A 12,649-nucleotide genomic window follows, 5' to 3' on the forward strand; every position below is an offset into this window, starting at 1 on the left:
GCCCGCCCGGCCACGTGCGCCGGGCGGTACCCGACGTCAGTGACGGACGAGGTCGGCGGCGCCGACGATGCCGGCCTCGCTGCCCATCTCGGCGAGCACGATCTGCGCCTCGGGCCGGTAGCCGCGGGCGGAGAGCTGGTCACGGAAGGACGCCCGGGCGGCCTCGAGGACGAGGTCCCCGGTGTCGGCGACCCCGCCGCCGATGACGAAGAGCTCGGGGTCCAGGACGGCGACGAGGTCGGCGATCCCGGCTCCCACCCAGCGGCCGAGCTCGGTGACGAGGTCACGGGAGAGCGGGTCACCCTCCGCCGCGGCCAGCGTGACGTGCTGCCCGCGCACCTTGCCGCCGTCGGCGGCCGCGAGCTCGCGCAGGCGCCCGGCGCGGTCCTCGTCGGTGATGAGGGCGTTGCGGGCGGCGCGGGTGAGCGCGCGCCCCGAGGCGTACATCTCCCAGCAGCCCTCGTGGCCGCAGCCGCAGTAGTGACCCGAGGGCACCACGCGCATGTGGCCCAGCTCGGCCGCCGCGCCGAAGGCCCCGCGGAGCAGGCGGTCGTCCAGCACGATGGCGCCGCCGAGCCCGGTGCCGAGCGTGAGCATGACCATCGAGCGGGCGTTGCGGCCGGCGCCGAAGCGGAACTCCGCCCAGCCCGCGGCGTTCGCGTCGTTCTCGATGACGATCGGGACCTCGATGCCGCGCGCCAGCCGGTCACGCAGCGGGTAGTCGCGCCACGCGATGTTCGGGGCGAAGCGCATGCCGTCGCGGTCCGGGCTGACGAAGCCGGCCGCGGCCACGCCCACGCCGGTGATGTCGTACCCGGACCGCAGCTCGGCGACGCACGCGATGACCGCGCTCTCGATCGCCTCGGGGTCCAGGGCGTCCGTCGCGCGGCGGGTCTGCGCGAGCACCCGGCCGGTCTCGTCGACAACACCGGCGGCGATCTTCGTCCCGCCGATGTCGATACCGATCGTCGTCATCGATGATTCCTGTCCGTCGTCGTGGACCCGGCACCGCCTCCCTGTGGAGGTGGCCCCGAACGCCCAGATCTGCCATATCGTGGAGTCGGTAGTCATTCCCTCCGACCGCTGCCACTGGAGTCAGTATGGACGAGTTCCATGTCCCCCTTGCCGTGACGTCCGAATCATCGACCAGCGTGAGCGACCTCCTCATCGCGCAGGCCACGTCCTCCCCCTCCAAGGTGCTCATCGAGCGCCAGGAGAACGGGGTCTGGCGCGAGTACACGACCAGCGCGGTCCTCGAGCTCGTGGAGAGCGTGGCGAAGGGACTCATGGGCGCCGGCGTCGGTCCTGGGGACCACGTGGCGATCATGTCCCGCACCCGCTTCGAGTGGACGATCCTCGACTTCGCGATCTGGCACGCCGGCGCCGTCCCGGTGCCGGTCTACGAGACGTCCTCCCCCGACCAGTGCGCGTGGATCCTCGGGGACTCCGACTGCGTGGCCGCCGTCGTGGAGACCTCCGCCCACGCCGCGACCGTCACGCAGGCCCGCGAGGAGAACGGCGGCCTGCCGCACCTGGCGCAGGTGTGGACGCTCGACGACGGTGCCATCGACACCCTCGTGGCCCTCGGCCGTGAGATCAGCGACGCCGACCTCGCCGCCCGCCACTCCGCCGTCGGCCTCGACGACATCGCGACGATCATCTACACCTCCGGCACGACCGGCCGGCCCAAGGGCGCCGAGCTCACCCACGGCAACTTCGTCGAGCTGTGCCGTAACGCCATCGAGGACCTCCACGAGGTGTTCGACTACCCCGGCGCGCGCACGCTGCTGTTCATGCCGCTGGCCCACGTGTTCGCACGTTTCGTCGAGGTCCTCGTCATCGCCGCGGGCGTCCCGCTGGGCCACACGCCGGACACCAAGGACCTCGTCGCCGACATGGGCACCTACCGCCCGACCTTCATCCTCTCGGTCCCGCGCGTCTTCGAGAAGGTCTACAACGCCGCCGAGCAAAAGGCCGCGGCCGGCGGCAAGGTGAAGATCTTCCGGTGGGCTGCGAAGGTCAACATCGCCTACTCCCGTGCGCTGGACCAGCCGGGCGGCCCCGGGGTGCGGCTCAAGGCGCTCCACAGGGTCGCCGACGCGCTCGTGCTCAAGAAGATCCGGGCCGTGCTCGGTGGGCAGGCCGTCTACGCGGTCTCCGGCGGCGCACCGCTCGGCGAGCGTCTCGGGCACTTCTTCCGTGGCCTGGGCCTCGTGGTGCTCGAGGGCTACGGCCTCACCGAGACCACCGCGCCCGTCGCCGTCGCGCGTCCCGGCCGCGTGAAGATCGGCACCGTGGGCACGCCGCTGCCCGGGTGCGGCATCAGGATCGCCGACGACGGCGAGATCCTCGCCAAGGGGATTGCGGTGTTCCGGGGCTACCACAACAACGCCGAGGCGACGGCGGAGGCCTTCTCCGAGGGCTGGTTCCACACCGGCGACGTCGGACGGCTCGACGAGGACGGCTGCCTGACGATCACCGGCCGCAAGAAGGAGATCATCGTGACGGCCGGGGGCAAGAACGTGGCACCCAGCCAGCTCGAGGACCCCACCCGCGCCCACCCGCTGATCTCCCAGTGCCTGGCGATCGGCGATCGCCGGCACTTCATCAGCATGCTCATCACCCTCGACGCCGAGATGCTGCCCAGCTGGCTGAAGAACCACGGCAAGGAGCCGATGAGCGTCCAGGAGGCCGCCCAGGACCCGCTCGTGCGCGAGCACATCCAGATGGAGATCGACCGGACGAACAAGAAGGTCTCGCGCGCCGAGTCCATCCGGAAGTTCGTCATCCTCGACGAGGACTTCACCGTGGACAACGGCTACCTCACGCCCTCGATGAAGGTGCGACGCAACGCGGTCCTCCGCGACTACGCGAAGACCATCGACGACCTCTACGCCGAGGCGCCCGCCGCCGCCCGTGGCTGACGTCCCCGCCACGGCCGGTGCCCGCGACCGCGCGGGCACCGGCCGTCGTGCGTGCAGGGCGTGGCGCACCGCTGCCGGTGCCCGCGCGCGGTGGCCGGGCACGGCTCAGGCCGTCCCTGCTCGCCGCAGCCGCAGCGGCGGGACGAGCCCGCTGTCGGCGAGGACGGCCAGCGCCGTGCGCTCGTCCTCCCCGAGGTCACGGGCCAGCGGGGCCTGCGCGCGGCCGGGCCCGGTGAGGAAGCTGACCACGCAGTCGTCACAGGCGATGGTCCGCATGGTGCAGGAGTCGCAGTCGATGATCATGCCGCGACCGTAGGGGCGACCTCTGACATCGCCGGTTCCGGCACGGCACCGGGGGCTTGTCGGTGGTCGCACGTACGGTCGGACTCGTGACCGCGAACCTGCTTGCTCCCGCCCCCGGTGGACGGCTGGACCTCGAGGGCGCCACCCGTGCCGGCGCCGGGACGCCCCTCCAGATCGGCTTCGACGAGATCGGCGTGCCGCTGTCGGAGGTAACCTTCGTCGTCGTCGACCTCGAGACCACCGGTGGCTCCCCCACCCAGTGCGAGATCACCGAGATCGGCGCGGTCAAGGTGCGCGGCGGGGAGGTCCTCGGGGAGTTCCAGACCCTCGTGGACCCCGGCGGGCCGGTCCCGCCGATGATCACCGTCCTCACCGGCATCACCGACGCCATGCTCGTCGGAGCCCCGCGGATCGGAGAAGTGCTGCCCGCCTTCCTCGAGTTCGCCGGCTTCGGCCCCACCACCGTGCTCGTCGCACACAACGCCCGCTTCGACGTCGGGTTCCTCCGGGCGGCCGCCTCGCGACTCGAGATGGCGTGGCCCTCACCCGCCGTCGTCGACACCGTCGCCCTGGCTCGCCGCACCGTCACGCGCGACGAGGCGCCCAACAACAAGCTCGGCACGCTCGCTGCCCTCTTCGGTGCCACCACCAGCCCCGACCACCGCGCGCTCCACGACGCGCGCGCCACGGTGGACGTTCTCCACGGCCTGCTCGCACGGCTCGCGCCGCTCGGTGCCACCCACCTCGAGGATCTCGCCACCCTGGGGGACCCGGTCCCCCACAAGCGGCGCCGCAAGGCCACCCTCGCCGACTCCCTGCCCAGCGGGCCGGGCGTCTACCAGTTCCTCGGGCCGGCGGGCGAGGTGCTCTACGTCGGCAAGGCCGTCAACCTGCGCCGGCGGGTGCGCTCGTACTTCACCGCCGCGGAGAAGCGCAAGCGCATCGGGGAGATGGTCGACCTCACCGAAGAGGTTCGTCCCATCCCGTGCGCCACCGAGCTCGAGGCGTCGGTCCGGGAGCTGCGGCTCATCGCCGAGCTCGACCCTCCCTACAACCGCCGCTCCCGCAAGCCGCACCGTCGTCCGTGGATCCGGCTCACCGACGAGCCCTTCCCACGTCTGTCGATCGTCCGCAGCGTGCCTGCGGGCCGCAGTGCGGAGGCGATCGGCCCCTTCGCCTCCCGCGCCGCCGCGCAGTCGGCGCTCGAGGCGCTGGAGGAGGCCTTCGCCGTGCGGCGCTGCAGCCAGCGCCTGCCCGTCGTCCCCTCCGCCGAGGCCCGAGCGTGCGCGCTGGCCGAGATGGGCCGCTGCGGTGCCCCGTGCACCGGGGCCCAGAGCCTGGAGGAGTACGCGGAGGTCGCCGCTTCCGTGCGCGCGGGCCTCACCTCCGCGGCCGGGCCGGTCGTGACCGCGCTGCGCAACCGGATCAGCACGCTCGCGGGGCAGCAGCGCTACGAGGAGGCGGCCGCCGAGCGTGACCGGCTGCGCGCCTACCTCGTGGCGGCACGTCGCACGCAGCGCCTGCGCCCGCTGTGGCGCAGCCCGCAGCTCGTGGCCGCGCGGCGCACCGAGGACGGCGGCTGGGAGATCGTTCTCGTGCGGTACGGCCGCCTCGCCGGCACCAGCACGGTGCCTCGCGGGGTCAACCCGATGCCGACCATCGACGCCCTCGTCGCGACCGGTGAGGAGGTCCCGGCCCCCTCCACCGTCCTCGGGGCCTCCGGTTCGGAGGAGGCCGAGCTCATCGCGGACTGGATCGAGCACCCCACCACGCGCCTGGTCCAGCACGAGGAGGGCGACGAGCCGCTCGCGTGGCCCGTGGACGGCGCCGCCAAGTACCCCCTGCCCCCCACCACCTAGCCGGGAGCGGGGGAGGCGTCAGTCGCCCAGACCGATGGCGAAGGCCGACTCCAGGTCGTGCTTGGAGTAGGCCTGGAAGGCGATGTAGGTGCGGGTGTTGGTCACGCCCTTGACCTTGCCCACGCGGTCGGCGACGACGTCGGCCAGGTCCTCGTGGCGGCGCACCCGCGCCAGCGCGATGAGGTCGACGTCGCCGGTGACCGAGTAGACCTCGCTGATCCCGTCCAGCTCGGCGACCTCCTTGGCGACCTCGGGCACACGGGAGGCGTCGGTGTCGATGAGGACGATGGCGGTGAGCATGGGGTCTCCTTCGTCTCGGTGTCGGCGGGAACCCGCCGACGGTCTCGCGGACGGCCGGTGCCGTCTGCGTCAGAGGGCGGCGCTGGCGGCCGCCCACCGGTCGAGCACGCCGCGCGCCCGTCCCTGGTCGATGGCCGCGGCGGCCAGCTCCATCCCGGCACGCAGCCGGGTGACGAGGTCGCCGTCGTCTGCGCCCGTGCCGGGGAGGGTGGCGTGCGCGACGAGCGCGGCGGCGGAGTTGAGCAGCACGGCGTCGCGGACGGGTCCGGTGGCGCCGTCGAGGATCTCGCGGGCGACCCCGGCGTTGAAGCCGGCGTCCGCCCCGCGCAGGTCGGCGATGGTCGCCGGCGAGAGGCCGAAGGCCTCCCGGGTGTCGAGGAGGTGCTCGGTGACCTCGCCGTCGGCGACGTGCCACACCCGGCTGGCCGCCGTCGTCGTCAGCTCGTCCAGGCCGTCCTCGCCGCGGAAGACGAGCCCGCGCGTCCCCCGGCGGGCGAGCACACCCGCGACGAGCGGGGCGATGCGCCGGTCGGCGACGCCGATCGCAGCGGCCCGCGGGCGGGCCGGGTTGGTGAGCGGGCCGAGCACGTTGAAGGCCGTGGCGACGGCGAGCTCTCGGCGCGCGACGGCGGTGTGCCGGAACGAGGGGTGGAAGATCTGCGCGAAGCAGAACGTGATCCCGACCTCGCGGAAGACCGCCTCGACCTGGGGGACGGACATGTCGAGGCGGACGCCGAGCGCCTCCAGGACGTCGGCGGAGCCGCTCGCCGAGCTCGAGGCCCGGTTGCCGTGCTTGACCACGGGCACCCCCGCTCCCGCGATGACGAGGGAGGACATCGTGGAGATGTTGACCGTCCGGGCCCGGTCCCCGCCCGTACCCACGATGTCGACGACGTCGTCGGGCACGTCGATCGGCACCGAGTGCTCGAGCATGACGTCGGCCAGGCCGGTGAGCTCGGCCACCGTCTCCCCCTTGGCCCGCAGCGCGACGAGGAAGCCGGCGAGCTGGACGGAGCTGGCGAGGCCCGACATCACCTGGTCCATGGCCCAGCCGGTCTGCGTGGCGCTGAGGTGCTCCCCGGCGACGAGGGACGTGATGAGGTCCGCCCACGTGGGCTGGACCGGCTCAACGCCCTCCACCGTCACCGACGACCGCCCGAGCGCAGCAGTCCGGCCACGGCCTCCTGGATCTCGATGGGGTCGATCGGCGCCTGGACGATCGCGTCGGCCTGCGCCCACGTCGCCAGCCACGCGTCCTGCGGGCGGGCGGTGAGGATGACGACGGGCGGGCACTGGTACATCTCGCTCTTCAGCTCGCGGCTCACGGCCATGCCGCCGGCCTTGGCCGCCTCACCGTCGAGCACGATGAGAGCGAAGTCACCCTCCTTGGCCTTTATCACCACACCCTGGTGCGTGGCCGCCTCCGTCCACCGGATCCGGGGGACGTCGACCGCGGCACGGCGGCCGATGGCCCGGCGGACCTGCTCGCGGGTCGTGACGTCGTCGCTGTAGAGCAGCACGTCCACGACGTCGGTGTCGGTGGTCGCGGCTGCGTCGGGCTGCGCGGGCGTCATCGTCGTCCTCCAGGTTCGCTCGGTACACACCGCGAGGCGCGGTGACCTCCTCGAATGGTAGTCACGCCGCGGGACCAGGGCGCACAAGCCACGGCCACCGCCGCGCCGTCGTCGCCGCGAATGAGACGAAGCGGACACCGGCTCGACCGGAGTGTCGCGCCGTGACCGTATCGGGACCAAGGACTCAGGCCCGAGATGTCGCGGAACTCCTAGCCTGAGGCCGAGGCGCGGGAGGAATCGCACGCGCCTGGAGTGGTCACCCACGTGGACTTTCGGGCCATAATGGCAACCGTGTCGTCTACTACGGCTGCTCCGAGCGCCCCCCACGTGAACGTCAACCGGCCGAACGCAGTGTCGGTCGGCACCATCGTGTGGCTGTCCAGCGAGCTGATGTTCTTCGCTGGTCTCTTCGCCATGTACTTCACCCACAGGTCGGTGTCGGCGGAGATCTGGCCCGAGAACTACTCGATGCTCAACATCCCCTGGGCACTGACCATCACCCTGGTCCTCGTCGCCAGCTCCGTGACCGCGCAGATGGGTGTGTTCGCCGCCGAACGCTTCCAGCCGCGCCGCACCGGCAAGCTGCTGGACGTGCGCCGCTGGGGCATGGAGGAGTGGTTCGTCCTCACCTTCATCATGGGCGCGTTCTTCGTCGCCGGTCAGACCTTCGAGTACGCCGAGCTCGTCTCGCACGGCATCACGGTGTCCTCCAGCCCTTACGGCTCGGTCTTCTACATCATGACCGGCTTCCACGCCCTCCACGTGCTCGGCGGCCTCATCGCCTTCCTCTTCATCCTCGGCCGCTCGTTCGCGGCCAACCGCTTCGGCCACTACGAGGCCACCGGCGCGGTCGTCGTGTCCTACTACTGGCACTTCGTCGACGTCGTCTGGGTCGCGATGTTCTTCATCATCTACTTCCTCGAGATGTTCTAGAGCACCGGCGCCCGCCCCCGTTCCACCCGCAACGCCAGAGAAGGACACATCACCGTGAAGGCACTCGCCGCCAGCAGGAGGCACCGGCTCGCGCCGGTCGTCCTCCTGCTCCTGGCCCTGATCCTCACGGGGGTGGCGTACTCAGCCGTCACCTCCGAGCCGGCCAACGCGCAGGCCGCCAGCCAGGACATGATCGAGGAAGGCGAGGCGCTGTTCCGCTCGAACTGCTCGACCTGCCACGGCTTGGACGCCCAGGGCACCGACCTGGCGCCGTCGCTGGTCGGCGTGGGTGCCGCCTCCGTGCACTTCCAGGTGTCCACCGGCCGCATGCCGATGGCCAACAACTCCCCGCAGGCAGAGCGCAAGGACCCGCTGATGAACGAGGAGCAGACGGCCGCGCTCGCCGCGTACGTCGCCAGCCTCGGTCCCGGTCCCGCCATCCCCTCCGACGAGCAGGTCGACCCCGAGCTCGGCGACGCCGCGAACGGCATGGAGCTGTTCCGCACGAACTGCTCGATGTGCCACAACGCCGTCGGCGCCGGTGGTGCGCTGACCGAGGGCAAGGTCGCCCCGCCGCTCGACCAGGCGACGCCCACCCAGATCTGGGAGGCCATGCGCATCGGGCCGCAGTCCATGCCGGTCTTCAACGAGGCCTCGGTGACCGACGAGGGCGCCCGCGACGTCATCGCCTACATCATGGAGCAGCGCGAGGTCTCCCCCGGCGGCTTCTCGCTCGGCAACCTCGGCCCCGTCTCCGAGGGCTTTTGGGTCTGGCTCGTCGGCATCGGCGGAATCATCGGTATCGCAGTGTGGATGGGAGCACGGTCCTCGTGAGCACGAATCGTCCCTCTGGTGACCTGACCCCCGCCACGGGCGGGGCACCGGTCGCCGACGTCCCCCAGCGTTTCGAGGACCCGGGTCTGCCGCACCACCCCGAGCGCATGGCCGACCGCGACGCCAAGGCCGCCAAGCGCGCCGAGCGCCAGGTCGTGACCCTTCTGCTCGTCTCGATCCTCGCCTCCATCGGCGGGGTCGTGGGCTTCCTCTTCATCCCGGTCGGGACGACGCTCCTGGACGTGCGCCTCTCCACGATCGCGCTCGGCGTCGGGCTGGGGCTGGGCATGCTGGGCATCGGCCTCGCCGCGGTCCACTGGTCCAAGACGCTCATGTCCAACACCGAGTACGTCGAGCAGCGCAAGCCCGCCGCCTCCTCCCCCGAGGTCCGTGAGCAGGCCGTGGCGATGCTCGAGACGGGCATCGCCGAGGCGGGCATCGCCCGCCGCCCCGTCCTCAAGGGCGCCCTCGTCGGAGCAGCGGCCCTCGCGCCGCTGCCCTTCGTCGTCCCCCTCGTCGGCGAGCTCAGCCCGTCGTGGGACACCCGCAAGTTCCGCTACACCGCCTGGGGCGACGTCCCAGAGGGCACCGGTGGCCGCCTGCCCGACGGCTCGATGGGCCGCCGCCTCGCGACCGACCCGGACAACCGCCTCATCCGCGCCGCCGATGTCACCAACGGGTCTGCCTTCCAGGTCATCCCCCACGGCATCAGCGACCAGGAGGACTACCTGGAGGAGAAGGCCAAGGCGGTCGTGTTCATGACGCGCATCGACCCCTCCGAGCTGAACATCTCCCCCGAGCGCCGTGACTGGAGCTACGACGGCATCGTCGCCTACTCCAAGGTCTGCACCCACGTGGGCTGCCCCGTCGCTCTCTACGAGCAGCAGACGCACCACCTGCTGTGCCCCTGCCACCAGTCCACCTTCGACATCGCCAACGAGGCGAAGGTGGTCTTCGGACCGGCGAATCGTGCCCTTCCGCAGCTTCCCATCACCGTGGACACCGAGGGCTACCTCGTGGCCCGCTCGGACTTCCACGAGACCGTGGGCCCGAGCTTCTGGGAGCGCGAGCGAATGGATGAGAACCGATGAGCACAACCGCGGCTCGTAAGCCCAGCAAGGCGGCACCGGCCGCTGACTACCTCGACCAGCGCACGGGCATCGGCAAGGCCGTCAAGGAGTTCGCGCGCAAGGTCTTCCCCGACCACTGGTCCTTCCTCCTCGGCGAGGTGGCGCTCTACAGCTTCATCGTCCTGGTGCTGTCGGGCTTCTTCCTCACGATGTTCTTCGTGCCCAGCATGGGCCACATCACCTACCCCGAGGACGCACTGCCCGAGGCGATGCAGGGCGTGGCGATGTCCGAGGCCTTCGCCTCGACCCTGCGCATCTCCTTCGAGGTGCGCGGCGGACTGCTCATGCGCCAGATCCACCACTGGGCAGCCCTGCTGTTCGTGGCATCGATCGTCGCCCACATGCTCCGCGTGTTCTTCACCGGCGCCTTCCGCAAGCCCCGTGAGCTCAACTGGCTCGTCGGCTTCTCGCTGATGATCCTCGCGCTCCTCGCCGGCTTCTCCGGGTACTCCCTGCCCGACGACGTCCTGTCGGGCAACGGCCTGCGCATCGCCGACGGCGTGGCGCGTGCCATCCCGATCATCGGGTCTTACGTCTCCCTCGCCCTCTTCGGCGGTGAGTTCCCGGGAACTGACATCGTGCCGCGCCTGTTCACCATCCACATCCTCGTGGTGCCCGGGCTGATCATCTCCCTGGTGACGGTCCACCTCATCCTCGTCGTCGTGCACAAGCACACGCAGTACCCCGGGCCCGGCAAGACGGAGAAGAACGTCGTGGGCTACCCGGTCCTGCCGGTGTACGCCGCCAAGGCCGGTGGGTTCTTCTTCATCGTCTTCGGCTTCCTCGCCCTCCTCGGCGGCCTCGTGTCGATCAACCCGGTGTGGACCCACGGGCCCTACGACCCCTCGCCCGTGGGCGCGGGTGCCCAGCCCGACTGGTACATGCTGTTCCTGGAGGGCGCGCTGCGTCTCATGCCGGGCTTCGCCGAGTTCACGATCTTCGGCTACGTCCTGTCGCTCAACGTGCTCATCCCGGGTGTCGTCGTGCCGGGCATCCTGTTCACCGCGCTCGCCACGTGGCCCTTCCTCGAGGCGGCCGTCACCAAGGACCGCGGCGAGCACCACGTCCTGGACCGTCCGCGCAACGCTCCGACCCGCACCGCCGTCGGCGTCGCGATCGTCACCGCGTTCATGGTGCTCAATGTCGCCGGCTCCAACGACCTCATCGCCACCCACTTCGAGCTGTCGCTGAACGGCATCACGTGGTTCTTGCGGATCGCGCTCTTCGTCGCACCCGTCTTCGCGTTCTGGCTGACCAAGCGCATCTGCCTCTCCCTCCAGCGCCGTGACCGTGAGCTCGCGCTGCACGGCCACGAGACCGGCCGCATCGTGCGCATGCCCACCGGCGAGTTCCTCGAGGTGCACCAGCCCCTCACCGAGGACGAGAGGTGGCTGCTCGTCCACCACGAGGCCGACCGCATGCTCGAGATCGACCCGCCGGAGGACGAGAACGGCGTGCGCCGTCCCGGCTACCGCAAGGACAAGCAGCTCCAGCGCCTGTCTCGCTTCCTCTACGAGGACCGTGTCGAGCCGGTCACCCCGGCCGAGCTCGCCGCCGCGAACGCCGCGCACGGCGCTCACGGCAACGGCAATGGCAACGGCAGCCACGCCGAGGTCGAGTCCGGGGGCCTGCGTGAGGCCTTCGACCGTCCCGAGGAGCGCGCCTCCATCGGCGCTGGGACCGACGGGCGGAACAACCCGACCTCGTCGTAGGTTAGACCGATGAGTGCATGTGCCCGGCATCACTGCCGGGCACATGCCATATGTAGGCCGGTGCGTTCCCGCACCGGGACGACCTGAGGAGGAGACACATGACCGTGTACACCCTGCCGGAGCTCCCGTACGACTACAGCGCTCTCGAGCCGCACATCAGCGGCAAGATCATGGAGCTGCACCACTCCAAGCACCACAAGACCTACGTCGACGGCGCGAACACCGCCCTCGAGAAGCTGGCTGCGGCCCGCGAGAGCGGCGACAACGCCACGATCAACCTGCTCGAGAAGAACCTCGCCTTCAACCTCGGCGGCCACGTCAACCACACGGTCTTCTGGAACAACCTCTCCCCCGAGGGCGGCGGTGAGCCCGAGGGCGAACTTGCCGAGGCCATCAAGGACCAGCTCGGCTCCTTCGAGGGCTTCAAGGCGCAGTTCACCGCCAACGCGACGAGCATCCAGGGCTCCGGCTGGTCCGTCCTGGGCTGGGACTCGATCGGCCAGCAGCTGTCGATCTTCCAGCTCTTCGACCAGCAGGGCAACGTGCCGCTGGGCCTGACCCCGGTGCTCATGCTCGACATGTGGGAGCACGCCTTCTACCTCGACTACCTCAACGTCAAGGCGGACTACGTCAAGGCGTTCTGGAACATCGTCAACTGGCGCGACGTCGCCGCTCGCCTCGAGCGCGCGCGCACCCAGACGGCGGGTCTCATCACCCCCGTGACGGTCGTCTGACGCCCCTGTCTCGCCCATGAAGGCCCGGTAGCCCCCTCGGGGGTTGCCGGGCCTTCGCGTGCCACCTGGCACGCACGGGCGGACCGCTGGACGCCTCTCCCGCATGCAACGCCCCGGCAGCCCCCAGGGGGATGCCGGCCTTCATCCCCTTGCTGGTACGCACGTCCGGACCGCTGGACGCTGCTAGCGGACATGCCAACCTCCCTGTAGGCGGACACGGGGGTCAAGCCCTGGGGAGTGGTGTATCGGTCCTCGAGATCGGGGGGTTGGATCAGGCGCTGATGGCGCCGATGGGTTCGGTGGTGGTCACCTCCTCGGGGCTGGTCTCGGCGACAAGGGCCAGTCG

General features: G+C 70.8%; 12 protein-coding genes. 7 read left to right on the forward strand and 5 right to left on the reverse strand.

From position 1 onward, the window contains the following. Positions 1-36 precede the first annotated feature (36 nt). Positions 37-975, reverse strand: coding sequence for an ROK family glucokinase (locus tag M3148_RS04075; protein WP_251303352.1), 939 nt, complete (start codon positions 973-975; stop codon positions 37-39). A gap of 125 nt (positions 976-1,100) precedes the next feature. Between M3148_RS04075 and M3148_RS04080 the strand changes: the two genes are divergently transcribed. Continuing rightward, positions 1,101-2,924, forward strand: coding sequence for an AMP-dependent synthetase/ligase (locus M3148_RS04080; protein WP_251303353.1), 1,824 nt, complete (start codon positions 1,101-1,103; stop codon positions 2,922-2,924). A 105-nt stretch (positions 2,925-3,029) separates the two neighbouring features. On the opposite strand, the gene M3148_RS04085 is transcribed toward M3148_RS04080, so the two are convergent. Further along, positions 3,030-3,227, reverse strand: a complete 198-nt coding sequence (locus tag M3148_RS04085) for a hypothetical protein (protein ID WP_251303354.1) — start codon at positions 3,225-3,227, stop codon at positions 3,030-3,032. An 86-nt stretch (positions 3,228-3,313) separates the two neighbouring features. On the opposite strand from M3148_RS04085, the gene M3148_RS04090 reads away from it, so the two are divergent. Next, a complete protein-coding gene (locus tag M3148_RS04090; protein ID WP_251303355.1) occupies positions 3,314-5,086 on the forward strand; it encodes a DEDD exonuclease domain-containing protein in 1,773 nt (590 codons plus the stop codon). 18 nt (positions 5,087-5,104) lie between these two features. Here M3148_RS04090 and M3148_RS04095 read toward each other — a convergent pair whose 3' ends face one another. The 3 genes from M3148_RS04095 to M3148_RS04105 all read right to left on the reverse strand — a co-directional run bounded on the left by M3148_RS04095 (position 5,105) and on the right by M3148_RS04105 (position 6,960). Continuing rightward, positions 5,105-5,386, reverse strand: a complete 282-nt coding sequence (locus tag M3148_RS04095; protein WP_110850950.1) for an Lrp/AsnC family transcriptional regulator — start codon at positions 5,384-5,386, stop codon at positions 5,105-5,107. A gap of 69 nt (positions 5,387-5,455) precedes the next feature. Then, positions 5,456-6,526, reverse strand: a complete 1,071-nt coding sequence (trpD, locus tag M3148_RS04100) for an anthranilate phosphoribosyltransferase (RefSeq protein ID WP_251303356.1) — start codon at positions 6,524-6,526, stop codon at positions 5,456-5,458. Between the two features lie 2 nt (positions 6,527-6,528). Continuing rightward, complete coding sequence (locus M3148_RS04105) at positions 6,529-6,960, reverse strand: hypothetical protein (RefSeq protein WP_251303357.1); 432 nt, start codon at positions 6,958-6,960, stop codon at positions 6,529-6,531. Positions 6,961-7,242: 282 nt separating this feature from the next. On the opposite strand from M3148_RS04105, the gene ctaE reads away from it, so the two are divergent. From ctaE to M3148_RS04130, 5 genes are all read left to right on the forward strand, one after another. Next, positions 7,243-7,893 carry an aa3-type cytochrome oxidase subunit III gene (gene ctaE, locus M3148_RS04110; RefSeq protein ID WP_251303358.1) on the forward strand — a complete coding sequence of 217 codons (651 nt, stop codon included), beginning with the start codon at positions 7,243-7,245 and terminating at the stop codon, positions 7,891-7,893. A 54-nt stretch (positions 7,894-7,947) separates the two neighbouring features. Next, a complete protein-coding gene (qcrC, locus tag M3148_RS04115) occupies positions 7,948-8,727 on the forward strand; it encodes a cytochrome bc1 complex diheme cytochrome c subunit (protein WP_251303359.1) in 780 nt (259 codons plus the stop codon). Then, positions 8,724-9,818 (forward strand): cytochrome bc1 complex Rieske iron-sulfur subunit, encoded by a 1,095-nt coding sequence (gene qcrA / locus M3148_RS04120; RefSeq protein WP_251303360.1) that lies wholly within the window; start codon positions 8,724-8,726, stop codon positions 9,816-9,818. Before qcrC ends, qcrA begins: the two co-directional genes overlap by 4 nt. Then, complete coding sequence (gene qcrB, locus M3148_RS04125) at positions 9,815-11,569, forward strand: cytochrome bc1 complex cytochrome b subunit (RefSeq protein WP_251303361.1); 1,755 nt, start codon at positions 9,815-9,817, stop codon at positions 11,567-11,569. The genes qcrA and qcrB overlap by 4 nt, the downstream gene beginning before the upstream one ends. 98 nt (positions 11,570-11,667) lie before the next feature. Further along, the gene (locus M3148_RS04130) at positions 11,668-12,303 is read left to right on the forward strand and encodes a superoxide dismutase (protein ID WP_251303362.1); all 636 of its coding nucleotides are present in this window, start codon (positions 11,668-11,670) and stop codon (positions 12,301-12,303) included. Positions 12,304-12,649 lie beyond the last annotated feature (346 nt).

It is taken from the genome of Georgenia satyanarayanai, assembly GCF_023715365.1.
GTDB classification, from domain to species: domain Bacteria; phylum Actinomycetota; class Actinomycetes; order Actinomycetales; family Actinomycetaceae; genus Oceanitalea; species Oceanitalea satyanarayanai_B.